Source organism: Stieleria maiorica, assembly GCF_008035925.1.
GTDB classification, from domain to species: Bacteria; Planctomycetota; Planctomycetia; order Pirellulales; family Pirellulaceae; genus Stieleria; species Stieleria maiorica.
In genome coordinates, this window is record NZ_CP036264.1 from 2,909,533 (window position 1) to 2,934,736 (window position 25,204).

The 25,204-nt window shown below is 60.2% G+C and carries 22 protein-coding genes; 8 read left to right on the forward strand and 14 right to left on the reverse strand.

All coding sequences use genetic code 11. The annotated features are described in order from the left end of the window. Nucleotides 1–8: 8 nt before the first annotated feature. Nucleotides 9–578: an elongation factor P gene (gene efp, locus Mal15_RS10005; RefSeq protein ID WP_147867623.1), complete on the reverse strand. Its 570-nt coding sequence runs from the start codon at nt 576–578 to the stop codon at nt 9–11. 159 nt (nt 579–737) lie between these two features. Between efp and epmB the strand changes: the two genes are divergently transcribed. Continuing rightward, nucleotides 738–1,778 (forward strand): EF-P beta-lysylation protein EpmB, encoded by a 1,041-nt coding sequence (gene epmB, locus Mal15_RS10010; RefSeq protein WP_147867624.1) that lies wholly within the window; start codon nt 738–740, stop codon nt 1,776–1,778. Between the two features lie 268 nt (nt 1,779–2,046). Next, a complete protein-coding gene (locus Mal15_RS10015) occupies nt 2,047–3,681 on the forward strand; it encodes an ABC transporter permease subunit (RefSeq protein ID WP_147867625.1) in 1,635 nt (544 codons plus the stop codon). A 90-nt stretch (nt 3,682–3,771) separates the two neighbouring features. Here Mal15_RS10015 and Mal15_RS10020 read toward each other — a convergent pair whose 3' ends face one another. The 4 genes from Mal15_RS10020 to Mal15_RS10035 form a co-directional block, all read right to left on the reverse strand. After that, nucleotides 3,772–4,443 carry a glycine zipper domain-containing protein gene (locus Mal15_RS10020; protein ID WP_147867626.1) on the reverse strand — a complete coding sequence of 224 codons (672 nt, stop codon included), beginning with the start codon at nt 4,441–4,443 and terminating at the stop codon, nt 3,772–3,774. Nucleotides 4,444–4,698: 255 nt separating this feature from the next. Further along, nucleotides 4,699–5,031 (reverse strand): P-II family nitrogen regulator, encoded by a 333-nt coding sequence (locus tag Mal15_RS10025; protein ID WP_147867627.1) that lies wholly within the window; start codon nt 5,029–5,031, stop codon nt 4,699–4,701. 10 nt (nt 5,032–5,041) lie between these two features. Further along, nucleotides 5,042–6,079, reverse strand: a complete 1,038-nt coding sequence (locus Mal15_RS10030; protein ID WP_147867628.1) for a Gfo/Idh/MocA family protein — start codon at nt 6,077–6,079, stop codon at nt 5,042–5,044. A gap of 67 nt (nt 6,080–6,146) precedes the next feature. After that, on the reverse strand, nt 6,147–7,043 hold the full coding sequence (locus tag Mal15_RS10035; RefSeq protein ID WP_147871940.1) for an AAA family ATPase: 897 nt from the start codon (nt 7,041–7,043) through the stop codon (nt 6,147–6,149). A gap of 170 nt (nt 7,044–7,213) precedes the next feature. On the opposite strand from Mal15_RS10035, the gene Mal15_RS10040 reads away from it, so the two are divergent. After that, the gene (locus tag Mal15_RS10040; RefSeq protein WP_147867629.1) at nt 7,214–8,896 is read left to right on the forward strand and encodes an outer membrane protein assembly factor BamB family protein; all 1,683 of its coding nucleotides are present in this window, start codon (nt 7,214–7,216) and stop codon (nt 8,894–8,896) included. A gap of 164 nt (nt 8,897–9,060) precedes the next feature. Here Mal15_RS10040 and Mal15_RS10045 read toward each other — a convergent pair whose 3' ends face one another. Together Mal15_RS10045 and Mal15_RS10050 are read right to left on the reverse strand one after the other, a co-directional pair. Further along, a complete protein-coding gene (locus Mal15_RS10045; protein ID WP_147867630.1) occupies nt 9,061–10,242 on the reverse strand; it encodes a serine hydrolase domain-containing protein in 1,182 nt (393 codons plus the stop codon). A gap of 309 nt (nt 10,243–10,551) precedes the next feature. Beyond that, entirely contained in the window at nt 10,552–11,445 is an 894-nt protein-coding gene (locus Mal15_RS10050) for a phosphatidylserine decarboxylase (RefSeq protein WP_147867631.1), read from the reverse strand. Between the two features lie 212 nt (nt 11,446–11,657). On the opposite strand from Mal15_RS10050, the gene Mal15_RS10055 reads away from it, so the two are divergent. After that, on the forward strand, nt 11,658–12,500 hold the full coding sequence (locus tag Mal15_RS10055) for an alpha/beta hydrolase (protein ID WP_147867632.1): 843 nt from the start codon (nt 11,658–11,660) through the stop codon (nt 12,498–12,500). A 194-nt stretch (nt 12,501–12,694) separates the two neighbouring features. Here the strand turns inward: Mal15_RS10055 and Mal15_RS10060 are convergent, their stop codons facing one another. The 5 genes from Mal15_RS10060 to Mal15_RS10080 form a co-directional block, all read right to left on the reverse strand. Beyond that, complete coding sequence (locus Mal15_RS10060) at nt 12,695–13,630, reverse strand: sugar phosphate isomerase/epimerase family protein (protein WP_147867633.1); 936 nt, start codon at nt 13,628–13,630, stop codon at nt 12,695–12,697. Between the two features lie 253 nt (nt 13,631–13,883). Continuing rightward, the gene (locus tag Mal15_RS10065; RefSeq protein WP_147867634.1) at nt 13,884–14,597 is read right to left on the reverse strand and encodes a response regulator transcription factor; all 714 of its coding nucleotides are present in this window, start codon (nt 14,595–14,597) and stop codon (nt 13,884–13,886) included. After that, the gene (locus tag Mal15_RS10070; RefSeq protein WP_147867635.1) at nt 14,598–16,346 is read right to left on the reverse strand and encodes a sensor histidine kinase; all 1,749 of its coding nucleotides are present in this window, start codon (nt 16,344–16,346) and stop codon (nt 14,598–14,600) included. Between the two features lie 10 nt (nt 16,347–16,356). Then, on the reverse strand, nt 16,357–17,757 hold the full coding sequence (locus Mal15_RS10075; RefSeq protein WP_233903389.1) for a vWA domain-containing protein: 1,401 nt from the start codon (nt 17,755–17,757) through the stop codon (nt 16,357–16,359). A gap of 206 nt (nt 17,758–17,963) precedes the next feature. Next, nucleotides 17,964–20,291, reverse strand: coding sequence for an Hsp70 family protein (locus Mal15_RS10080; protein WP_147867636.1), 2,328 nt, complete (start codon nt 20,289–20,291; stop codon nt 17,964–17,966). 273 nt (nt 20,292–20,564) lie between these two features. Here Mal15_RS10080 and Mal15_RS10085 point away from each other — a divergent pair, with 273 nt between their 5' ends. The 3 genes from Mal15_RS10085 to Mal15_RS10095 all read left to right on the forward strand — a co-directional run bounded on the left by Mal15_RS10085 (nt 20,565) and on the right by Mal15_RS10095 (nt 22,917). Then, nucleotides 20,565–21,059, forward strand: coding sequence for a hypothetical protein (locus Mal15_RS10085; protein ID WP_147867637.1), 495 nt, complete (start codon nt 20,565–20,567; stop codon nt 21,057–21,059). Nucleotides 21,060–21,066: 7 nt separating this feature from the next. Next, nucleotides 21,067–21,981 carry a sugar phosphate isomerase/epimerase family protein gene (locus Mal15_RS10090; RefSeq protein ID WP_147867638.1) on the forward strand — a complete coding sequence of 305 codons (915 nt, stop codon included), beginning with the start codon at nt 21,067–21,069 and terminating at the stop codon, nt 21,979–21,981. Nucleotides 21,982–22,071: 90 nt separating this feature from the next. Further along, nucleotides 22,072–22,917: a sugar phosphate isomerase/epimerase family protein gene (locus Mal15_RS10095; protein ID WP_147867639.1), complete on the forward strand. Its 846-nt coding sequence runs from the start codon at nt 22,072–22,074 to the stop codon at nt 22,915–22,917. Between the two features lie 100 nt (nt 22,918–23,017). Here the strand turns inward: Mal15_RS10095 and coaD are convergent, their stop codons facing one another. Together coaD and Mal15_RS10105 are read right to left on the reverse strand one after the other, a co-directional pair. Next, nucleotides 23,018–23,524, reverse strand: coding sequence for a pantetheine-phosphate adenylyltransferase (coaD, locus tag Mal15_RS10100; RefSeq protein ID WP_147867640.1), 507 nt, complete (start codon nt 23,522–23,524; stop codon nt 23,018–23,020). Between the two features lie 20 nt (nt 23,525–23,544). After that, nucleotides 23,545–24,654 carry an aminotransferase class V-fold PLP-dependent enzyme gene (locus Mal15_RS10105; protein WP_147867641.1) on the reverse strand — a complete coding sequence of 370 codons (1,110 nt, stop codon included), beginning with the start codon at nt 24,652–24,654 and terminating at the stop codon, nt 23,545–23,547. A gap of 284 nt (nt 24,655–24,938) precedes the next feature. Here Mal15_RS10105 and Mal15_RS10110 point away from each other — a divergent pair, with 284 nt between their 5' ends. Next, the gene (locus Mal15_RS10110; protein ID WP_147867642.1) at nt 24,939–25,142 is read left to right on the forward strand and encodes a hypothetical protein; all 204 of its coding nucleotides are present in this window, start codon (nt 24,939–24,941) and stop codon (nt 25,140–25,142) included. Nucleotides 25,143–25,204 lie beyond the last annotated feature (62 nt).

Here is a 25,204-nt window from a genome sequence, read left to right on the forward strand (position 1 = left end):
GAGAGAGCCTAGTTGCTGACGCGTTCGCTGTACTCGCCCGTCCGCGTGTCGACTTTGATCACGTTGCCGGTCTTGATAAATCCGGGGACGATGAATTCCGCTCCGGTTTCGACTGTGGCCGGTTTGGTGACGTTGGTCGCCGTGTCACCTTTGGCACCGGGGGCACAGTCGGTCACTTCCAGTTCGACCATCGTGGGCGGTTCGACGATGATCGGGTTGGAGTTGTACGTGGTCATCGTGCAGACCATGCCGTCTTTGAGGTACTTCCAGATGTCTCCGGCGACCTTGTCAGGCACTTCGTACTGCTCGAAGGTTTCCTGGTGCATGAACACGTAATCTTCGCCTTGGCGATACAGGAACGAGACGTCGGTCGTTTGAACGTCTGCGGCTTCCAGTGAATCGCCACCCTTGTAGGTTCGGTCCAGCGTGGTTCCCCGAATCAAATTCTTCAGTTTGCATTTGTAGAGAGCGTTTCCTTTCCCCGGCTTGACGAACTGCATGTCCGTCATCAGGTAAGGTTCTCCATCGATTTGGACTTTCAGCCCTTTTCGGAAATCGCTGGTGTTGTAAGTTGCCATCGGTTTGTCCGGCTCCGTGATACAGACTTTTGGGGGGTCGAGAGGAGTTTCTACGACTCCCAACGGGGCGAGAGTTTACCGGGGGCGGGCGGTTTTGTCCCGACCGGGTAGACGCTAGTTTTCCCTCATCCCGCAAGAAACCGCCTTCGGACCGAATTCATGTCGCCCCCTGATTGCTCGTCGACCGCACCGCCGCGGAGAAACGGTGCCCGTTTCTCCACCCCCAACGGCCCAGTCGGTTGGCAGACGGCGATGAAGCGAGCGATCCGTTCCCAGGCCCAGTTGCGCCAGTGGCTGGGATTGGACCCGGACCCGCGGGCGGACCAGGCGGAGGCGTTTGCGACCTTTGTGCCCCTCGAACTTGCGTCGCGGATCACCCCCGGCGATTCCGAGGATCCGATCCTGCGTCAGGTGCTGACCACGTCCGAGGAACTGACCGATCGCCCCGGATTTGTCTCCGATCCCGTCGGCGATTTGCAAGCCCAGCGTGGCGGCGGGTTGTTGCACAAGTACGACGGGCGTGCATTGATCGTCACCCACGGGGCCTGTGCGGTGCATTGTCGCTACTGTTTTCGACGCGAATTTCCGTATTCCGAAAGCGGATCGCGGACTCTGTCGTGGGCGCCGGCGCTGCGTTACATCCAGGACCACGAGGAGATCCACGAAGTCCTGCTCAGCGGTGGCGACCCGCTGACGTTGACCGACGGTGTTCTGTCGGACTTGATCGGCCGGATCGAAGCGATCGAACACGTCCGCCGACTGCGGATTCACACCCGGCTGCCGATCGCGATTCCCCAACGCGTCACCGCGGAACTTGCCGAACGACTCGATCGGTCGCGGTTGGCCGTCTGGGTGGTCGTGCATAGCAATCACGCCCAGGAGATCGATCAGCACGTCGTCGCGGCGTTTGAGCGGATGAGGCGAGCGGGAATGTCGGTGTTGAACCAGGCCGTTTTGTTGGCCGGAGTGAACGACTCCGCCGAGGCGCTGACCGAGCTGTCGCTGAAATTGGTTGATTCGGGCGTGCTGCCCTACTATCTGCATCAACTCGATCGCGTCCGCGGTGCCAGCCACTTTTGGGTGGACATCCAGCGGGGCAAACAGATCCTGCGGCAGATGCGCGGGTCGCTGCCCGGCTATGCCGTCCCCAAATACGTGATCGAGCAAGCCGGCGAAAACAGCAAGACGCCGATCGCGTAGAATGTCACGCTGTGTGGGAGAGGCTGCTCGTCGTCTACGTCTACCGCAACTCAGTTTGCGTACTTGACGATGCGTTTGGAGGGTCGCCGTGTTCTCCGAACTCGGCGACAAAGCGAAGCTTTGCCCCGCGCCGACCTCAGAGAGGACGGCGACCGTCGTTCCCGGCGGCGGCGTCGCCGGAAAGCGAAACTCTTGGCGAGTTCCGCTACGGTCCCACTTGCCCCATCGACTTGTCGATACGTCCCGTGATACGGAAATCTTTTGATCGATGTACGTTTTCGAAAACCCGGTGCTTCAACGAGAGTTGTTGGTCAATCTGCGAACCAAGCGTGCGTTCGTTTTGTTGGCCGTTTACCAGCTTCTGTTGGCAACGGTGGTCGTCGCCGCTTGGCCGTCGGACCAGCGTTTGGATTTGACGACGAATCCGCCGTCGGCGACCAAGCTGGTCAATCTGTTCTTCCTCGGACAGTACGTGATCGCCTCGCTGATGGCCCCCAGTTTTGCGGCGGGCACGATCGCGGGAGAAAAAGAGCGCAAGACCTATGAGATGCTGCTGGCCAGCCCGCTTCGGCCCGGCGCGATCATCATCGGCAAAGTCGTCGCCTCGCTGACCCACATCGGCATGCTGATCATCGGTTCGCTGCCGATCATCGTGTTGTGTCTGCCGCTGGGCGGGGTGAGTGTCTATGAAGTGTTGGCGGCCTACTTGGGGTTGATCATCTCGGTGATCCTGTTCGGCGCGATCGGGGTGATGGCCAGCAGCTATTTCCCACGGACCAGCAGCGCGCTGGTGGTCAGCTATCTGGCGATATTGCCGTTGGTGATCGGTGCCTGCTTGTTTTGGGCGTCGATGGCCAGTGAAGGCGACTTGCGACTGAAAATCTCCGCCATCGTGTTCCCTGCGTTCGGGTTGACCGCCGTGATTTTGATGGGGGCCGCCGCGGCCGGACGCATGCTCTATCCGCCGGACGTGGGCAGCGAAGGGAAGGAGGTGATCGATTTGGATCGCGAAGCCGAAGAGGCGGTCGGGTTGGTCATCCAACCGGATCAATTTCCCGATCGCTTGTTCGCCCCGCCGAAGAAAGACGAGATGATGGCCGACGGGGCCAACCCGGTTTATGACAAAGAATTGCACAGCGAAATCTTTAGTCAGGGAACGCTGATGTTGCGTCTGGTGATCCAGATCAGCATCCTGCTTGCGATCCCGATGATGGGCGTGTTCCTGTTCTTTCAACAGCGTCATGCGCCGTGGTTCGGCGTGTACGTGATCGTCTTCAACATGTTGGTCGGTCCCTCGTTCCTGGCCAGCAGCATCACCAGCGAGCGGGAACGCCAAACGTTAGACCTGTTGCTGACGACGCCGCTTTCTCCGATCCAGATTCTGTGGGGCAAATTCGTGGTGCGGTTTCGCATCACGTTTGTGCTGACCTCGTTTCTGATGTGGCCATTGATTCTGGGCGCGGCGCTGAACACCTCGTTCTGGTCCAACGGCCTGACGGTGTTGGGCATGTTTTTGATCATCGCGACCGTTTGCCTGGTCAACTGTGTGATCGCTTTGGCGTGCAGCTTGTTTTCACGCAAGACTTCGATCGCGTTGTTGACGACCTATGCCGTGCTGTTGCTGCTGTACGTCGCTCCCCCGGCCTTTTCGACGCTGGCACGCACATTGGAAATGTCCGCTCCGGTGATCGCCCGAGCCGATTGGACCGGCGTGGCGAGTCCGTTTTCGGCGCTGTTCGCGTTGCCGTTGAATGAAGAGATCGCACCGGAAAGTCCCGAAGTGAACGCCGGCCAATGGCCGCTCGTGATCGGCTACTTTCTGTTCAGCGCGACACTGGTGATGGGCATCACGGCCGCCATGGTGCTGCGGTTAAGATCGCGACAGGGGCTGTCGGAAGGTTGACTTGCCAGGCGCGACGCGTGAGCGAGGGGCCGGGTAATGCCCCTCGCTCACGCGTCGCGCCTGGCATGTCTCGCTACGTGTGCGCCACCATCAATGATGGTAATAATGAAACATCGGTCGGCGGCCGTGGCGGTAGTGCGGCGGCGGGTAATACGGCAGCGTGTGTTTTTCGATGATGATCGGCGCCGGGCGGTAGATCCGCTGCTCGACGATCGTCGGCGCGGGGGTCGCAGCGGCGGGCGGCGCCGACACTTGCGGCGGGCCGGCGGACTGGAGCGCCGTGATCACGTTTTCGCTGACGCCTTGCTGGTGCAATGCGATGATGTCTCCGACGGCCAACTTTCCCAGGTAGCCGCGCTGGCGGACCTGGTTCAGGATCACTTGGTCGCTCAATCCGCTTCGTGACATCGAAATGACGTCTTGCAGCGTGACGGCCGACTGCTGGGCCACGGCCTGTTGCTGGGCGGCATAGTGTTGGCGTTGGGATTGATAATACGCCGCCCGCTGTTGCTCCATCGCCGCCTCTTTGTCGGCCGCGTTGCCGAGGATGCCTCCGGCGACCGCACCGACAACGCCACCGATGGCGGCTCCCGCACCGGCTTCGTTATTGTGGTCCCCGATCAGCCCCCCGGCGATCGCTCCGGCGATCCCACCGAAGGTTGCACCACGTTGCTGGTTGACCTGAGCACGCGTCTCGCCTGGGGTACAAATGGCAACCAAGACCAGCGAAACGAACAGGCCGAAGGGTCGAATGGCAGTCATCCTTGAGATTCCATATCCAAGAGGGAAATTGGCAGGGTTGGAAATAGCACAGGAGACATGGCGGGGTCAATTGAAGTGTCATCGCCACAATCCGCCATCGACTTGACGAGAGTCCTCCGGGGCCCGCAAAATCGGACGCGATGCGGTTGGGGGGGCACCGCAGCTTCGGTACGACGGTCCCTTCCGGGCCGTCGCCCGTGGGGCTCCGCGCGACGACCTAGAAAGGACGTCGTACGGAGGCACCCGTACCCGGCGTCAGCGTCTCGGGTCGGCGATGTCGATGACGTCGGCGACGGGCAGGACGAAGATCTTTCCGTCGCCGATTTGACCGGCCGATCCGGTCAAGGCATGCCGACAGATGCAGTCGATGACCGGTTGCAACTCGTCTTCGTGCACGAGCACTTCGACGACCACTTTGCGCAACAGGTCGACTTTGTATTCGTTGCCACGAAACAGTGCCGATTGTCCGTGTTGGCGGCCGTACCCCATCGCATCACAGATCGTGATGTCATCGACTTGCAGTTCGCGCAGCGCGTCACGGACGGTGGATAGCTTGGTCGGCTGGATGATCGCGACGACGACTCGCATGTGAAAACCACTAGGCTGTGTGGGAGCGGTGGAGCGGAAGAGAAGAATCGAGCGGCGGAACGGCAACCGGTTGCTTTTGACGATCCGAATCGGCCAAGGCGTCCAAGACGGCTTGGGTTTGCAGCGCCAACGTGTTCCAAGAGTCGAGCGGTTGGTCGCCGACCAGCGTTTCGATCAGACGTTGTTCCTGGCGATCGGTGGATTCATTCGCTTCGACGTTGCCGCTGGCATCATGGATCCAATACCGCGTCGGCCGTTCCGCCCAGGGGCGGGTGAAGTCGTCACAGATGATCGACGCGTCGCTGCCGGCAACTTCGAACCATTTTCGTGTCGCGGTATCGTAGCCGCACGAGAAACTGGCCGTCAGATCCTCACCGAACCACAGCATGCCGTTGCAGCGAATGGGAACGCCGTTTTCTTGAATCGAATCGGCAAAGACACGGATGGGCAGTCGGCCTGCGAAATGACAGGCCAACCCGGTGGTGTACCAACCCAGGTCCAACAGACACCCGCCGCCCAGGTTCGGGTCCAAGCGATGTTCACCGGACTGGAACGGTCGATAAAACGAAACGGAAACCGAGATGTGGCCGACGCGTCCCAATCGGCCGTCGACGGCCAGCGCCCGCATCTCCTTGGTGCGTTTGTGATGCAACCAACCGGTCGCGTCCAACCAGCGCACGCCGCAGCGGTCACAGGCGTCGGCGATGCTTCGGGCTTGCTCGGCGGAAGTGGCCAGGGGTTTTTCGCACAGGATCTGTTTTCCCGCCTCCGCCGCTCGCACACACCACTCGGCGTGCATGGAAGGTGGCAGCGATAAGTAGACCGCGTCGACGTCCCGCCGAGCCAGCAATCGTTCGTAGCCTTCGATCCCCGCCGGGATGCCGTACTGCGAGGCGAACCAATCGGCGCGCTCTTGAGAACGACTTGCGATCGCCGTGACCGACACACCATCGGTCGACTGCAGATCGGCGACCAGTCGACGGGTGATGCGTCCGGTGCCGATGACGCCGAAGCGGATCGCGTGGGGTTGGCTGGGTGAATCAGTCATCGTGTGGTCTATGGTTCCGGCCGGCGGAACGAGTTGGGAACAGTCGAATTCAAACGGGCACAGAAACTCAAACGGGTACAGGGACACTGCGCAGCAGTTCCGCCATCAGTTCTTCGACGGTATCACGGCTGCTGTTTCCGGAGAAGTCGTCGACCAGGACTCGGTGGGACAGCGTCGTGACGGCCAACGATTTCACGTCGTCGGGTGTCACAAAGTCACGCTGCTCGGTCACCGCCCGGGCCTGGCAACCGCGATAAAAACTGAGCGCCGCGCGGGTGCTGACGCCTAATCGAAACACCTCGGTCGCCCGTGTCAGGGCGACGATCTCCAGCAAGTAGTCTTGCAATGATTCGTCGACGCGGACATTGCGGACCGCGGCCTGGGCGGAGACGACGTCCTCGGCCGTCACCACGCTTTGGATCGAATCGACCGGTTCACCGGATCGATGCGACTGCAGCACCAAGCGTTCACTGGCCCGTTCGGGATAACCGATGCTGGTCCGCATCAGAAACCGGTCCATTTGACTTTCCGGCAAAATGTACGTGCCTTCGAATTCGAACGGGTTTTGGGTCGCGACGACGATGAACGGCTTGGGCAGGGGGTACGTGGTTCCGTCGGCGGACACCTGACCGTCGCTCATCGCTTCCAACAACGCCGATTGCGTCCGCGGCGGGGCGCGATTGATTTCATCGGCCAGCACGACGTTGGAAAAAATCGGCCCCCGCGTGAATTGAAACTCACGGGTGTCGCTGCGATAGATCGAGCTGCCGGTGATGTCGCTGGGCAGCAGATCGGGGGTGAACTGAATCCGGCTGAATTCGGTGTCGATGCTGCCCGCCAGGGCCTTGGCGGCGAGCGTTTTGCCGACACCGGGGACGTCTTCCAACAGCAGATGCTCACCGGCCAGCAAGGTCAGAACGATCGAACGAACCGCCTCGGATTTCCCCAAAATGACCGTTTCCATGTTCTCCCGCAGCCGTCGAGCGGTCTCGTAAGCATGCTGCATCATCGATAAAACAAGATCGGGGAAGGGACGGCATTTTTGTCGTCGCGTATGTTAACCCAGGTGTGACCGGTGGCGGAACCCACGACCGAGAACGCATTGGCCGAATTGGATTTTGGAGAAATGACGGAATGTCGCAGTCGAATCAGGCCCCGTCCGGAAAGACTCATCCCCCGGGCGAACCACCACGATTGATCGGTGCTGCGATCGCGCTGGCCCTGGCCATCTTGATCACGGCGATCGCCCAGTATTTCGCGCCGTCGTTTGATCACCAGAACGCCAACCTGATCGGGTTGGGAGCGCTGTCGATCGCCACGCTGTACGTGCTGTTTTGTTTGCACCGATTGATGCGATGGTCCGGTCATCCCTGGGGCGTCCCGGCGGCGATGTTGGTCGCGGCTGTGTCATTCGGGGCCGCGTTTCAATTCGATGGATTCAGCGGCGAAATGTTACCGCAGTTTCGCTGGCGATTCGCGAGCGAGACGGTCCACGAGCTAAAATCGGTCACACCACAGACGGTCGAAACCACCGAGGATTCTGCCACGGCTGAAACGACCGCACCGGACGCAACCGGAACCGACGAGTCGACCGATGCAGCAGACTCGCTCGTCTCCTCGCCCCAGTTTCTCGGCCCCAACCGAAACGGCGTTTATCCCCAACGCTCGTTTGCCAAACCGACCTCTGCCGATCAGGTCCATGTGGTCTGGGACCACGGAATCGGTGACGGATGGTCGTCCTTTGCGGTTGCCGGAGACCATGCGATCACGCTGGAACAGCGGGACGACCAAGAATGTCTGACCTGTTATCGGCTTTCCGATGGCGAACTGATTTGGATGCAACAACACCAAGGGTTGCATCAAAACCCGCTCGGTGGCGTCGGCCCACGTTCCACACCGACCATCGACGGCGACCGAGTGTACGCCACGACGGCGACCGGTTTTTTATGGTGTGTTGATCAAGCGACCGGGGCGGTGCATTGGAGCCGCGACTTGCTGGAACTGGCCGGTTGGGATCAGGTCGCGTTCGAAGTGGCGGCACCCTGGGGCTATGCCTGTTCGCCGTTGCTGGTCGACGGATTGTGTGTGCTGCCGCTGGGTGGACCCGTCGGTGAAAAACCGGTTCGCTCGCTGGTCGCGCTCGATGCTCAATCCGGAGATCTGGTGTGGACTGCCGGTGACGACCAACTCAGTTACGCGTCGCCCGTTTTGGTGACACTCGATGGCCAACGCCAAATCGTCTCGGTCAACGAGAAAACCGCCAGCGGACATCGGATCGAAGACGGCGTGGTGTTGTGGACGTTTCAGTGGCCCGGTTCGACCAACACCGGGGCGACCTGTTCCTCGGCCGTGCCCGTCGGTGCGGACCGGTTGCTGGTGGGCAAGGGATACGGCGGCGGCAGCGCGCTCGTCCGCGTGGCCAAACAGGGCGACAACTGGGCGGCCACCGATGTGTGGCGCAGCAATCGCGTCTTGAAAACCAAGTTCAACCACACCTGTGTCGACGGCGACGTCGGTTATGGGATCAGCAACGGATCACTGCAAGCGGTCAACTTGAACGATGCGACCTCGTATTGGACGCAGCCGCGGCGGTGGCGGGCCGGCCAAGGCCAGGTCGTCCTGGTCGAGGATGTCTTGGTCGTCCAGGACGAAGCGGGAGAGGTCGTGTTTGTCGATGCGTCGATCGAGGACTATCACGAACTGCTGCGGATCCCGGCGCTCGATTCAAAGACCTGGAACATCCCCACCGTGGCGGGCCGCTACGTGTTGGTCCGCAACGACCGCCAAGCGATTTGTTTTCAGTTAACGGCGAAGTGAACGAGAGCCGTTGCAGCGGTAGCGGAAGCCGCTGAGCATGTTCCATTCATTGATGATCCGATAAAAAGATTTAGATGCCAGCCCGACGCGTTAGCGAGGGGCTAACCTGCGCCCCTCGCTAACGCGTCGGGCTGGCATCATTACGACGAGACCAGTGAATCGGATCACTGCACCGCGTTGCTGGCGGCTTGTTGAAATGCCTTTCGGACGTCGGATCCGTCGCTGTTGCCCATTTTGGTCCGCTGGATCATCAGCACGTAAATCGTTTCCGTCTTCGGGTCGACCCAACCTTGCGTTCCGAACGCGCCGCCGTGTCCAAACGTGCCCGGCGACAACATTTCGGTCACGCCCTGAGGTTGACGCACGATGCACCACCCCAATCCCCAGCAGTTGCCGGGGGTGAACCCGGTTTCCAAATCACCGGTTTGCGGTGAGGTCATTTGGGCGACCGCATCGGCCGAGACGATTCGCTGTTTGCGAAGTTTGCCTTGATTGAGCACCATTTGATAGAACCGAAACATGTCACGCGCGGTGGCGAACAGTCCGCCCGACGGATTGGGCGCCGTCACGTCGGCCGGATCGGAGATGCGGTTGCCGACCGCCACCAGCGATTTGCCATCCTCACTCGGACCGTACAACGTTGCGATCCGCCGCTGTTGTTTTTGATCGGGAAAGAACGTCGTGGACGTCATCTGGCAGGGGCCGAAGATCCGCTCTTGAAGGAATTCTTGCAGCGGTTGCCCCGAGACGATTTCGATGATTCGGCCGGCCACGTTCAGCCCCGGGCTGTACTGCCACTTGGTGCCCGGCTGGAACGCCAGCGGTCGCTCGGCCAGTTCGTTGACAGCCTCCTCGAGTGATTGTTGAAACACTTGGTCGCCGGCCAGCCCGGAGGTGTGCGTGATGGCATCTTTGATCGTGATTTCACGTTCGGGGGCGGATCCATCCTTCAGCTTGACATCCTTGAACGCCGGGATGTAGTTGCTGACCTTGTCATCGACGTTCAACTTGCCTTCATCTTGCAAGATCATCACCGCGGTCGCGACGATCGGCTTGGTCATCGAAGCGATCGAAAACATCGTGAACGGTCGCATCTCTTTTTGCTTTTCGATGTCCGCCAATCCGACCGCCCCCAGATGAATGATTTTGCCTTGGTGGCCGACCAGGGTGACGGCGCCGGAGAGGGTTCCTTGGTCGACAAAGGTTTGCATCGCCGCGTCGATCTCGGCGATCACCGGCGGTGGCGTGCGGTCGGCCTGCTTCGTCGCCGCTGCGTCTTGTCCGCTTAACGTCGAAACAAAACTAAGAACCAAGGCCAAACAAGACAGCGAAGTGGTGCGAATCATCGGAGGACTCGTGATGGGGCGGAAGGAAGGTTCGTGGGGGAGGCTCCCGTACGGGGTGACATTGTAGCCCGATGACGCGCGATGCGGTCAGCGGAACGCTTTCGGACGTCTTCGGACGACGTCCTTTCCAGGTCGTCGCGCCGAGTCCGGCGGACGCGACCGCCCGGAAGGGCCGTCGGACTCCGAAATACGACCTGCTTGAGTTGATCCAGTTTCGTTGGTGTCTAGCCTTTAGGCGATTCCCGGTCGCTGCGAAGCAGCGAAAGGCGACCGCCCGGAAGGGCCGTCGTACATCCGAATTGAGGTCCCCTACAGAATCGTGCCCAGGTGGTCGCCCATGCGGGCGTACAGCTCGCGTTGCTGGGCGGAGTTTCGCTGCAGGTCGTCATCGAACACCACGCGACCGGGCTCGAAGATCGTGATGGTCGATGAGCCGCCGAAACGGAAGTATCCCTTTTCGTCTCCCTTGGAAACTGATTCCCCTTCGCGGTACGTTTGACAGATCCCGCCGACACAGGTCGCACCGATCTCCAGCAACAAGACCTCACCGAGTGTCTCCGTCTTCAACACCGTGATCGCGCGTTTGTTGGTCGCCAGGATCTGGATGTTCTGGCACAGTGCGATCGGGTTGACCGAATACAGCGGTCCGTTGATCAAACGGGCCGGTCCGGGGCGGCCGCCGACGGGAAAGTGGAAACGGTGGTAATCGACCGGGCAGAGTCGCGACAGCAGCAGACTGCCGGATGCATATCGCCGCGCCAGCGCCGGGTCATCCAGTAATGTCTCCAAATCGAACATTTCCCCTTTGACAAACAATCCCTCGCACTTTGACAAATCGGGCACGCACAGATGGCGTCCGTCGGCCGGAAAGACGATCGAGTTGGCCTGGGAATCGATCGGGCGTGCGGACGGTTTTAATTTGCGAAAGAAGAATTCGTTGAAGCTGGCGAATTCGCCGGGCGCGCGAGCGAATTCGTCGGCGTCCAAGCCGTATTCCGCGATGAACGGGGCGATCTTTTCACGCGTCTTGGCTTGGTCCATCCGCCAGCCATACCAATGGGAAAACCAGGCGCGTTTGACGATTCCCGCCAGGGCGAGTTTGCCGCCGATGGTTCCGTAGGTCCAGCGAAGCGCTTTGTCGCCGTAGACTTTTTCGATGCACGATTCGTTTCGGTAGCGATCGTGGTAGACGATTTCATCCATGTCGGGATTCGTGACGGGTGATTGAAGGAGAGCCGCATTCCGGCGGGAACTGCCGTAGCAGGGGGGACGCATCGCGGGGATGCTTCCATAGGTTGACATGCCGGGGCGACTTTGGCGAGTCGGCGAGACAATCGTGTGTAAGATGTTGCGTCGGTCGATACAATCGCAACCGATCCCCGATTTCCTTTCCCACCTCCCGATTGCGTTTAATCATGAATCATCGCCCCTGGATCTTCGTCTGCTTGTTGGCCTTGCTGTCGTCACCGCTGGGATTTGCCGCCGAGGCCAAACCGCAACCTGACGAGACCGTCGTTTACAAAACGATTGATGACGTCTCGTTGTCGATGCACGTGTTCAAACCGGCCGAGTCGGATGCCGAAACGCCGCGTGCCGCGATCGTGTTTTTCTTCGGCGGCGGATGGAACGGCGGCACCCCCAGTCAGTTTTATGGCCAAAGTCGCGCGCTGGCCGACCTGGGGATGGTCGCGATGTGCGCCGAGTACCGCGTGAAAAAGACACACGGCACGCCGCCGAAGACCTGTGTGGCTGATGGCAAGTCCGCCATCCGTTGGGCTCGCAAGAACGCGTCACGGTACGGGATCGATCCGAATCGAATCGCCGCCGGTGGCGGTTCGGCCGGCGGGCATGTGGCGGCGGCGACCGCGACCGTCGACGCCTTTGACGATCCCGCCGATGACACGTCGGTCAGCTGCCGTCCCGACGCGCTGGTGCTGTTCAACCCCGTGTATGACAATGGCCCCGACGGCTACGGCTATGACCGCGTCCAGGAGTACTGGAAAGAGATTTCGCCGCTGCACAACTTAAGCCAAGACACGCCGCCGACGATCGTGTTCCTGGGAACCAAGGACAAACTGATTCCCGTGGCGACCGGCAAAGCGTTCCAGTCGAAACTCGACCAGTTGGGAGTCCGCAACGAATTGCACCTGTACCAAGATGCCGCCCACGGTTTCTTTAACAAAGGCGAACCGTATGCCGACACGTTGGCAAAGTCGATCGCGTTTCTTAAATCGCTGGGGTTTGTTGAAGGAAAGTGAACGGCGTGGCGATGGCGGGGTGAGTGGGTGTACGACGTCCTTTCTAGGTCGTCGCGTCGCGTCCCACGGACGCGACGGCCCGAAAGGGTCATCGGACGTTGGTGTTTAGCCTTTAGGCGATTTCCCTCGCTGCGAAGCAGCGAGAAACGACGGCCCGGAAGGGCCATCGTACATGGAGCGGCGGGAATGGCCGGCTACCCCTTGGCGACCTTTTCGGCGACGCGTTCCAGGAGGGCTTTCGTCAACCGGATCCCTTCGTACTCGGACACCTTGCCGCCTTCGTATTCGATGCCCACGTAGCCGTTGTAGCCGTGGCTGAGGACGATCTCCATCATCTTGAAGTAATCGGTGTGGACCTCGTTGCCCTCTTCATCGAAGTCGTGTGACTTTGCACTGACGGCTTTGGCGTACGGCATCAACTCTTCGACACCCTTGTAGCGGTCGTACATCTTGGGTTCGTCGCCGCGTGACAGGTAGAAGTTGCCGAAGTCGGGCAGCGTGCCACAGTTGTCCATTTCTGTCTTGGCGATCGTCCCGGCCAGCCATGCCCCGTTGCTGCTCAAACCGCCGTGGTTTTCGACGATCACGTTCAACCCTTGCGGTTTGGCGTATTCACTCAACCGACGCAGCCCGTCGGCGGCCAGTTTCATTTGCTCGTCGTAGCTGCCGGCACTGCTCGCGTTGACGCGAATGCTGTGGCAGCCCAAGAATTTCGCGGCGTCGACCCAGCGATAGTGGTTTTCAACCGCTTGGGTTCGTTTCGCGTCATCGGGATCGCCCAAACGTCCTTCGCCGTCGCACATGATCAACAGACTTTTGACGCCCAGGTCATCGCAGCGCGTCTTCAACTCCGTCAGGTACGTTTGGTCCTTGGCTTTGTCTTTGAAAAACTGATTGACATACTCGACCGCGTCGATCCCAAATTCTTCTTTGGTCACCCGGGGGAAATCCAAATTCGTCAGCCCCTTGCTCTCGTCACGCAGCGTGCGGTGCAGCGACCACTCGGCCAGCGAGATTTTGAAGGGGGCGCCGCCACCACCGGCTGTCTCCGCAGCACGAAGCAGCGGAGCGAGGGAGAGAGACGCGGCAGAGGCGGACGCAAATTGGAGGAATTGACGGCGGTTGGTCATGGTCAAACGAAAGGTTGAGTGGGAGAAATGGAGGGTTGAATTCAGGACGCCAATTCTACACCAATCGGCCGGGATGTGGCGTTGCTCCAATCCGTAGCGGAAGTCGTCAACGGCCTGTTGATTGAATCAGCCGTTTGGCGCGAGCCTACGGGCGCCAGGGCGTATTTTTGGTGTTGGAGGCCCGTACGCTCGCGCGAAACGGCTGATCCCACGTGTGGATCGGATTAAATCAACAGGCCGCTGCGGCGTTCCGCTACCGGTCCCCCGTGGCTTCGTATCGATAACCGACGCCGTAGACGGTCTGGATGATCTGGGGGTGTTTGGGGGCGGTTTCGATTCGTTTTCTCAGCTGGCTGATCGTCTGGTCGATCGTTCGGCTGTTGGGAACGTGATCATCTTCCCAGGCCGAACGGAACAGATCGGCCCGTTTGACGACTTCGCCGGGGCGAGCGGCCAGCGTCTGCAGGATCAACACCTCGCGTCGCGTCAGCGTGATCGTTTCGTCACCGCGCCGGGCGCGAAGTTCCCTTGGCACAATCTCCAGGTCCCCCATCGAAAAGGGGGCATCGGAGAACGTCACGCCGGCGTCGGGGGATTCCGACAGGCTGCGGCGAGCGACGGCGCGGATCCTGGCGACCAACTCTTTGGTCCCGAACGGTTTGACGATGTAGTCGTCGCCACCAAGTTCCAGCCCGATCACTTTATCGATTTCTTCCGCCTTGGCCGTGATGAACAGGATCGGCATCGTCGGTGACTGTTGGCGAAAGTACTTACAAACGTCAAAGCCGCTCATGCCGGGCATCATCACATCCAGACAGGCGATGTCCGGCGGCGAGGCGTCGAACAGATCCTTGGCGTGCCGGCCGTCGGCGGCTTCGGTGACAATGTAGCCCTCGCTGCGAAGCACCTCCGCCAACGCGGCACGCGTGTTCGCATCGTCTTCGGCGATCAAGATGTGGTGTGCCATTTACTCACCGATCGGGACGGTCAACTCGAACGCCGCGCCGCCGAGTTGTGAGTCGGACTTCAGCACCAGGTTCCCGCCATGGCGTGCCGCGGCGCGGCGGGCGATCGTCAACCCAATTCCCGTTCCGCTGGGCGCATGAATCGAGTCGTCGATCCGCACGAAGGGGCGGAAGATTCTGGATTGATGGGGCACCGCGATGCCCGGTCCGTCATCACTGACGGTGACACGCAGCCTATTCGGCGTTGTCGTTTCATCGGGCAGAAGATCACAGCGAATCACACACCGGCCGCCGCGGGGAACGTATTTTTCGACGTTGCTGAGCAAGTTCACCAGGACCATTTCGATGATGTCGGGATCGACGGAGACCGATTCGTGGCATCGGCAATCTGTCTCCAGCGACAGCCCCGCGGCTTTGAAGCTGGGCGTGAATTGTTCCGCGATGCCCGCGATCAACTCGCCCACGTCGGTGCTCTGGAGTCGAACTCCGAGCGGTTTTCCGTTGGGGCGGATCATCTCCAAGACGCCGGTCACCAGGCGTTGCAGACGCCGGCTTTCGTGGTCGATCACACTGAGACGCTGGGCCAATGAATCAGCCGCGTCGCTGTTGCCGATCCGCTGCAAATCTGATTCTGCCAGTTCGGTGTACAGCCGGATGTTGGTCAGCGGGGTGCGCAGTTCGTGCGAGACCTGACCGGCGAAACTGACCCGGCCTTTGGCTTCGTTGATCTGACGCTGGACCGATGTCAGCACATAGAATCCCACCGCCAGCAGAAGGATCGCAATGCCAGCCAAGGACAGGTACATCGGGACCGAGCTGGTTGATGGGACGAGCGCTGGATCGACGTGTAACCGCAATTGCCAGCTGGCCAAGGGGGCCGAAAGGGGCGCCGCGGCCAGCGGGGACAGCTGAAACTCGTCGCGGTTTCCCCAGCGATAGACCAGCCGTTTGGCTTCATCAACCAAAGTCAGGCTGCCGATCGGGGTCGGCGCCAAATCAGGCAAGGCACGCTTGGTCGGAGTGACGTTGGTACCCGATGTGGCCACGCGAAGCGAGGACGTCGACTCGGGGCTGCGGTGATCGGGAAGCACGGCGATCAAATCCGCGATCCAGCGACTGCGTTCCAGCAGCATGCCCACGGTCGATCCGTCGCGGCGGGCGCGCCAATAAACCACCTGGGTTCCATCGGCCATGTACCACTGTTGCCATGCCGATTCGGTCAGCGTGGATTGCGGCGACACTTTCAGACGGGGTGACTGGGAATCGGCTGCGTTGGCAATGTTCGTTTTGGAAACCGCTGTCTTTGTTTTGAAAGCGGGCACTTTCGTCCCCGGCGACTGGGACTCTCCCGTCGCACTGGGCAGCGGCCTTGCGTCGACCAAGCCCGGCAGCGCCGCGGCCACTTCGGTGGCATCGACGCCGATCGAATCACCGGGCCGCGGAAAGACGATCGTGCCGGCCGGGTCGACGACAATCCCTTGCCGCAATATGGGTACTTGGCGACGCATCCGCCGCAGGGTTTCAAAAACCGAATCCGAGCCGTCCAGCTCGTCGTCCAACCGGATCGCATAGTTGTCAAATAGCTGTACGATCCGCCTGTCGGCGTCATAAAGCTGCGACGAGAGCAACGTCGCAAGGTTTTCCTTTGCCGCCGCCTGGCTGGCCTTGACTGCCGTTGCACTCATCCAGCCCAGCAGCACCATCGGTGCCGCGACGAGCAAGAGGAGTGCAAGGAACAATCGACGAGGCATTCAGCAGGACCTACTTATCCGAGGGCGGAGCCACTTTAACACGCATTTGTTGCTGCGCCGCGTTCTTGCTCTGCTCATACCGCATCGATTTTCGCGAATAGTTCCATGCCGACGGGCTTTCGATGATCGCGGATTGATCTTGGTTCAGCTTGGCGTTGCGTTTCAGCTCGCTGGAAAGCTCGTCTGCAAGCATACCGCCATACATGGCGTCCAATTTTTGCAATTCGGCAGAGTTGCCCAACAGCAATTGCTTGGCCTCTTGAATCCGGCCGGCATCGCGAAGCGCCGTCGCTTGCACATTCTTTTCGTTGGCCAACTGAATCGCGCAGTAGGCCGCCGTTTCGTGATCGCATTCCTTGGCGACCGCTGCCTTGTCATCGGTGAAACGGATTTCGATGCTGCTGGTCAACGTGTCGGTCGTCTTGCTGAGCATGTTTTGGTACTGGACGGTGACCGAAGCGAGCGGGCGTTTGCTGCCGGCTTCCCCTGCGGGGACCTCCACTTCGATGACGAAGTAACGTTGTTGACGGGCGTACAACTGGGCCAACGGAATGTAGATGTCTTGGCCGCTGATGTCCGCCTTGTTGTTCAACACGCGGACCGGGCGAATGCCCTCACCGATTTTCGCGTGGATTTCAAAATCGCTGGCCACGACGCTCATCAAGTCATTGAATTCCTTTTGAAAGACCGCGACCAGATCATCGGCTTGTTCGACAAACATGTGGTTGCCGCTACCGGCCGACGCCAAACGGCTCATCAGGTCTTCGTTGTACCCGAGCCCCAAACCGAGCGTGCTGACGCTGATCCCCTCTTTGACCAGGGAGGCCCCCAGGCGTTCCAATTCACGGGGACTCTTCGGCCCCACGTTGGCTTGACCATCGCTCAGCAGGATCACCCGGTTGACGGAATCCTTGTCAAGAAACTTGCGAACCTCCGCGGCGCCTTTGCTGACCCCGGCAAACAAAGCGGTGCTCCCCCCGGCGGTGACCGAGCGGATTTTTTGAATGATCGATTTTCGATCGGTTGCTTTGGTGGCCGGTACCAGAACGGTGGCCGAGTCGGCGTACAGCACAATAGAAACGATGTCGTCGTCACGTAGTCGCCGGACCGCTGCGATCGCAGCCTCGCGAGCTTGCACGATTTTTTGTCCGCCCATCGATCCACTTTGGTCGATCACGATCGCCGTGTTGACCGGCGGACGCGATTCGTTTTGCGGGACATCAAATCCCGTCAACGAAATGCGGATGTGGTTGAGTTGCTTTTCCCCGGCCAACATCGTCGGATTGGACACGCCGACATCCAACGACAACTGTTCGGCACGCAAGGTCGTTCCCCCTCCGCCGAGCATCACCGAGAGAAATAGGCCGGCGGCCAGCAAGACAGGTGCATTTTTCCAATGGTTTGCAGACATCGTTTTGATTCCCTCGCATCAGTGGGGCACTGGTTCTGTGGAGCACTCGTGCAGCCGCGTACTCGGGGGCGATCACCTAAACCGCCGACACGCCGATCCAACCCTCGTCCGATGGGGCGAGTGGAAGCCGCAGCTCATCTAGTAAACGACGAACTGGCGATTTAATGGTCTCGGACGCCTCAAAACAATGTAAAAGAAATGTCACTTCATTTTCGTTTGCGACCGAATAGGCCACCGGATTTCTTCGGCTTGGGAGCGGGTTTGATCTCAGCGGCCTTGTTTGCCCCATCGTTGCCACTTGGATGATCGGTCACGATCAACGGCACGTCGCCTTTTTTGGGCGCGGGGGCCTTTCCGCTCAAGGCGGCCAGCATCGCAAGATCGTTGGCGTCGGCCTTGACCGCCGGGACGGCGTCTTTGGGGTCGAGTGCCAGTTGCGGTTTTTCGGAGATCGTTGGCTTTGCCGATCCGGTCGCGGCGGCCAAGCTCTGGGCATCGCCGCTGGACAACTTCGCCGCCGGCGCGGACGCTTGATCGGTTTCAATCTTGATCGCATCACCCACACCGACCGAAAACTTCGGCGTCGGTTCACGCACCGCGTCGGCTGTTCGTGCAGGATCGGTGGGAGCAGGGCCGCCAGATGCAGGGGAGCCGGACGCTTGGATGTTGGGGGACTGGGGGTTGGGGGCTGACGGAGTCGGCGAGTGGGGTGTCTTGGAGGCCGAGACGCCCAAAACTGCCGCCGCGCCGGCCGCCGCGCCGGCCGATGCGACCGGCGTGGCGGGGGCCGATGCGACCGGCGTGGCGGGGGCCGCCGGTTCGAATTCGACGTGTTGGAGTGCGGCAAACCCTTGGACGCTCCCCTGGACCTCGGCCGCGGCGTCTTCCGCGGCGGGACCATCGTCAGGTAGGACGTCGCCGGAGTCGGAAACCGAATCGTCCGCCGGGCCGTCGTCGCCTTCGACCATGCCGGCCAGCATGGCATCGCTCAGCCCTTCGTCCAATCGCTTGGTCCAGGTTCCGATTTCGTCATCGGACAACCCGGCCGCGCGATTGAGTGTCATGGTGATCTTGCGATCGATTTCGGGCAGCGAGGCGTGGACCGTCAGACGCCCGTCGGCACGGTAATCGAAACGCACGTCGACATTGGTTCCCTTGGGGGTGCCTTTGGGCAAATCGGCGACGACGCACTTGCCGATCGGAGTGGCATTGATGCCGCGTTTGTCGCCGCCTTCGACGATTTGGATTTTGACGTTGGCTTGATTGTTGACGTGCGTCCGAAACCGTACGGTCTTGCGGGCCGGCAGTTTGCTGTTCCGCGGGATCATGATTTTGCGGCGTGGCTTGTTCGATTTCGGGTCGACGGCCAAGACGCCCAGATCGTGCGAATTGACGTTCGTCACCGAGATGCCGGTTTTGTCCTTGGCGCCGGCGGACAACATGCCGGCGTAGAGTGCCGCACCGTGGCTGACCGCCTCGTCCGGCGACAGCGAGCGATCGAGTTCCATGCCGCTTAACTGTTGCAGTTCGTCGCGGATCATCGGCATTCGGGTCGAGCCGCCGACCAGGATCAATCGCGTCAGATCGGGCCAATCGATCCCGGCATCGTCCAGAACCAAATGCACCGTCATGATCGTTCGCTCGACCAGGTCCACGCAGCGCTCCGAAAACGCCTGTTGGGAAATCTCGGTCCGCAACCGTCGGCCGTCGCTGGCAAAGGCGACGGTGACCGATTCACGCTGGGTGAGCGCGTGTTTGGTTTGATTGGCCTTGCGGAGCAGTTCCTGTTCGGCCTGCGGGTCTTCGCGGGGGTCGTGTCCGTGCTGGGCAAGGAAGGCTTCGGCGATCAGGTCGACCATCCGGTTGTCCCAATCGATGCCTCCCAGATAAACATCCCCGGCAGTCGCGATCGTGTTGAAATTCCCTTTTTCGATTTCCATCACCGTGACGTCAAAGGTGCCGCCGCCGAGGTCGTAGACCAACACCAATTCGCGCCCACGACTGGTCAGCGGTTCACCGTCTCGGGCGGTCCCCAAGAAACCTTGTTGGACGCCATAGGTGATCGCCGCGGCAGTCGGCTCGTTGATGATGTCCAGCACGTCGAGTCCCGCCAGCCGTCCCGCGTCCTGGGTCGCCTTGCGACAGGGTTCGTTAAAGAATGCCGGGACCGTGATCACCGCTTCGGTGATTCGGCCGAGTTTCAATTCGGCGTCGGTCTTTAGTTTTCGCAGCACCAGCGCCTGGATGACTTCGGCCGGCAAGTGTTTGCCGCGAATCGATTTTTCATAGTGTTGCTCGCCGACGTTGCGTTTGGCGAACTGGGCCAAGCGGTCCGGTTCCAGCAATCCCGCTTCGACCGCTTCCATGCCCACGATCGGTCGTTTCTGGTCAAAAAAGACGGCGCTTGGCGTGGTCAGGTCGCCTTCGGAGTTGCGAATCGTTTCCGGGCGACCGTCGGCATCCAGGTAAGCGACCGCGGAAAAGGTGGTGCCGAGGTCGATTCCGACCGGTGGTTGCGTCTTGTGATCAGGCATAGAAAACGATGAGTCGGTCGAACGGTGCGAAGTCGGGAACAGATTGTCGAAAGAACGACAGGAGCCGCCGATTGTACACGCCGAAGGTGAGATACAAGATGCACTTCGATCGAGCGCCGCATGGCGTCAATCCGCCGACGGGTCGGGTTGAAAAAAACGAGCGGATTGATTCGGTTACACTGTTCGCTCCGGTTCCTACAGCACAACCGACCTTCGACATAAGAAGTATTGGCGCGTTTCCCGATTTTCCGTCTCGTGAATTGGTGTTTGCCCATGCAATGGCCACAACTGCCCGATTACGGATGTTTTCTGCGCTGGCCCGAGAACGGTCACGGGTTCATCCATCCCGACGACACACCGGTTGCGACGCAAGTGATTCCCAGCCCTCGGGTGCTCAAGCGGATCTCGTTCGACGGCGTTTATTACCATTACATTTACGGCCGGTTGCGGTTTCGGTTGCGGCCGACCATGTGGCTGGCCGTTCGCAGCGAAGGTGTCGAAATCGGCGATCAAGTCGAGACGAAAGGCGTGGGACTGGAGCGTGAGCGGTTCGTCGCAAAGGTCTGGGGCATGTACTACGTCCAACGCAAAGGCTGTATCTTGTACCGCTTGCGGCGCGGCGATCAGTTGGTGCCCAAACTTTATTCGGGCGATCAGTTGCGATTGCTGACCAACAAGCCGACCGTCCGCCGGCCGACGACCCGGTATCGCGCCCCCAACTGGGATGGCACGGGCGAAACCGTCCCCGACACCAAACTCGAAGAATAGATCTGTTATGCAACTCGGTTACGTCACCGCGATTCTTCCCGACGCGGATTTGAAGCAAGTTTTTCAAACGGCCGCCCAGATCGGCTACGACTGTGTCGAGGTGATGTGTTGGCCGAAGGGGAAGGCGACGCGTCGCTATGCCGGCATCACCCACATCGATGTTCACGTTCTGGATGACGCGACCGTCCAGTCGATTCACTCCCTGCAGCAAGAAAGCGGCGTCACGATCAGCGGATTGGGCTACTATCCCAACGCACTGTCTCCCGATCGCGAGGAGGCGGCACTGGCGGTCGAGCACATTCGGGCCGTTATCCTTGCCGCCGCCCACTTGGGCATCGGCACGATGAACACCTTCATCGGCCGCGATTGGACCAAGAACGTCGATGACAATTGGCCGCGTTTCTTGGAGACCTGGAAACCGATCATCGAGCTGGCCGAAAAGCACGATGTGCGAGTCGGGATCGAAAACTGCCCGATGTTTTTCACCAACGACGAATGGCCGGCGGGAAAGAACCTGGCCCATTCACCGGCCATCTGGCAACGAATGTTTGACGACATCGACAGCGACCATTTCGGGCTGAACTTTGACCCTTCGCACCTGATCTTCCAGCACATCGACTACCTTGCACCGCTGGCCGAATTTGCCGATAAATTGTTTCACGTCCATGCCAAGGATGTGCGTGTCGACCGGGCGAAACTCGACCGCGTCGGCGTTCTGGCCAACCCCAACGAGTGGCATTCTCCAAAATTGCCGGGCATGGGCGACGTCGATTGGGGGCAGTTTTTCGGGGCGCTGACGGACACGGGGTACAACGGCCCGGTTTGCGTGGAAGTCGAAGATCGTGCCTATGAGGGTTCCGACGAAGACTGTTTGCGTGCGTTGAAACAGTCGTATACCTTCCTCCGCAATTACGTTGTTTAAGCGATCGATTTAGACGCTCTCCACGGCGCCCACCCCCAAAAAATCGCCCCCCAAAAATCATTCACTCCAACACTTCTACGGATATCTGAAATGGAATCTTGGCCCATCGGTGTGTTCGCTTCGGTCGACGCCGGACTCGGCGTCAAATGGGACGTCATCAAAGAACTGGGACTGCCCACCATCCAGCTGCACGCACCGCACCCGTCCAAACGTGACCGGGTGACCGCCGAGGAGCTCAAGAAACAATTAGATGCGATGAACGTGCGTTGCACGGCCGTGTTCGGCGGGTTCGATGGCGAAAGCTACGCCGACATCCCGACCGTCGTGAAAACCATCGGGTTGGTTCCCGTGGAAACACGTCAAAGCCGTTTGGCCGAGATGCGTGACATCGCGGATTTCGCCAACTGGCTCGGTTGTGACGCCGTCGCGCTGCACCTGGGGTTCATCCCGCATGACAGCTCGGACCCGCAGTACGCCGACATCGTCGCGGTGACCGCCGAGCTGTGTGATCACTGCGCCGGCAACGGTCAATTCCTGCATCTGGAAACCGGCCAGGAGACGGCCGAGGGGTTGTTGGAATTTATCGCCGCGGTCGGACGCGACAATCTGAAGATCAATTTCGATCCGGCCAATATGATTCTTTACGGCACCGGTGAACCGATCGACGCCCTCAAGATGCTCGCCAAGCATGTCCGCAGCATCCACTGCAAGGACGGAACCTGGAGCGACAAGCCGGGTGAGACCTGGGGATGTGAAGTGCCCCTGGGCGAAGGCGACGTCGACATGCGCAAGTACTTGGAAACCTTGCACGAAATCGGTTACCAGGGACCGCTGACGATCGAACGTGAAATCCCCGAAGATCCGGTTCGGCAAAAGCAAGAAATCGGCGGTGCGATCGAGTTGCTCACCCGGCTGCGCAGCGAAATCCTGGGCTGATTCGATCAACAGGCGGTCGGCGGCTTCGTTTTCCTGGCGTCAAAGCGGGGCCCGGGGGAGCGAAAGCCTCCGCGGCTTCCGCTACGGGGGCCGAGCGTTATCACGTCCGCATTTGGATCCGCAGCGGCGCGATGATTTCGCGGGGGACAAACTTTGCCAACTGCTCGTCGTCGTCGCTGACGCTGGCGATCTGTTTCAACAGCGAACTGCTGACGTGCGAAAACCGTTCGTCAGCCATCAGGAAGACCGTTTCGACGTCTTCGTCCAATTGGCGGTTGGCCATCATCATCGTGAATTCGCCCGCGATATCGGTCATCGGACGAATCCCGCGGACCATCAACCGCGAACCGAGCGAGCGGACGAAGTCGACCGCCAGCCCTTCGAAGAATTCGACGCGGACGTTTTCGATATCCTTCGTCACCGTCCGGACCAGTTCGCGACGTTGCTGTGGCGAGAACAGCGATCCCTTTTCAGCGTTGATGCCGATCCCGATCACCAGCGACTCGAATAACCGACTGGCGCGGTGGATGATGTGCAGGTGCCCCAGCGTGATCGGGTCAAAAGATCCGGTGTAGACAGCGACCCGCCGCTCGTTCGATTCATTCATGGGTGATGTTGGGGAAGATGCTATGACGCAACCGCGCTGACCAGACGCTCCAGGTCCGAACTGTCATTGTAGGCATGAATGCCGGCCCGGATGCCACCTCCGCGGCAGCTCACGACACAACCTTGTTCCAATGCCCGATTCCGGACCGCCGCAGGATCTTGCCCGGGCACCGAAAACGTGACGATCCCGGACCGGTGCTGAGGTTGCTTGGGGATCTGGGATTCGATTCCGATCGCGCGTAACCGGTCGTCCAATTCGGTCGCCAAGCTGACCACGCGGTCGCCGATCGCATCGGGGCCGTGCACCCTGCCGACCGCGCGAAACAGATCGACACTGGCGCCCAAGGCGGCCGCGGCGGACATGTTGGCCGATCCCGGCTCGAAACGCGCCGCGCTGTGGCGAAGCTCCAATTTCGGCTGGGCGTAATTAAACGGATTGCGAACGCTGTTCCAACCGACGCTACGGCAACGCAACCGGTCCAGGTGTCGCCGGCGGATGACCGCGACTCCGAATCCTTCCGGTCCCAGCAGCCACTTGTGACCGTCGGCGGCCAGGAAATCGATGTCGACCGTTCGCAGATCCAGGTCAAAAATACCCAGCCCTTGGATCGCGTCGACGAAGACCAAAAGTCCCGCTTCGTGGGCCCGCCGGACGATCGTTTCCAGATCGGCCCGAAACCCGCTGGCATAGCCCACCCAGGAAAGCGCGATCAGGCGGGTCGAATCATCGACGTGGGCGAACAAGTCGTCGACCTCCACCCGACCGTCGCGTCGCGGCACGACACGGACCGTCACACCGCGGTCGGCCTGGTTCTGCCAGGGGTACAGATTGCTGGGAAATTCGCCTTCGGGAATCACCACCGTGTCACCGCTGCGCCACGGGAACCCTTCGGCGACCAGATTGATTCCAGCCGAGGTGTTGGGGACGAAGCAGACTTCGTCGGGTTCGGCATGCAGCAGTTCGGCGAAACCGTGACGTAGCGATTCCACCTGCCCCGCCCAACTGGGCCAAACCGTGTCGCCCTCGCGTTCTGCCTGGTCGGCGTAGTTTCGCAGTGCCGCGGCGGCTGGCATCGACAGAGGCCCGACGGCGGCGTGGTCCAGATACGCCCATTTTTCGGTAATGGGCATTTTTTTTCGCCACCAACCCCACGGATCAGAGCGCAATTGCGGGTCGGAAGGTGGTTGAAACGGCGTGATCGGCATTTTTTGGGATCGTCAAATCGCCCCTGCAATCGGAATTTACCGAATAATTGCCCGGATGAACGGCTCCAGTGGCTCTCGGTAAACTAGCGATGTAGCGTAGGCTTGGGAAACATGTGCTCGGGCAACTATACTGCGGCCCTTTCCCGGCCGCGATACGAGCGTTACGTCTGGCCCTTCCCACATTTCACATTCGTTCCGAGGTTCAATTGATGCCCAAGGCACTCTGTCTTTTTAGCCTTGTCGCGTCGATCTTGGTCGTCAGCCTGTTCATCGAAGACGCCGCGGCCAGTCTTGCTGGGCAAACCAGTCTGGCCGTATTGGGGGGGGCAAGTCTGATGATGGACCTCACCTTTGCGATCTTGGGCTGCGTGCTGGCCTATTTGAGTTGGTCGACGTATCGCGAGCAGCGATAGCTTCCCTGATTCGATCTTGCGTCGGCCGCCGAACCGGTGGGATGCTTGCGCGGTCGCTGAAC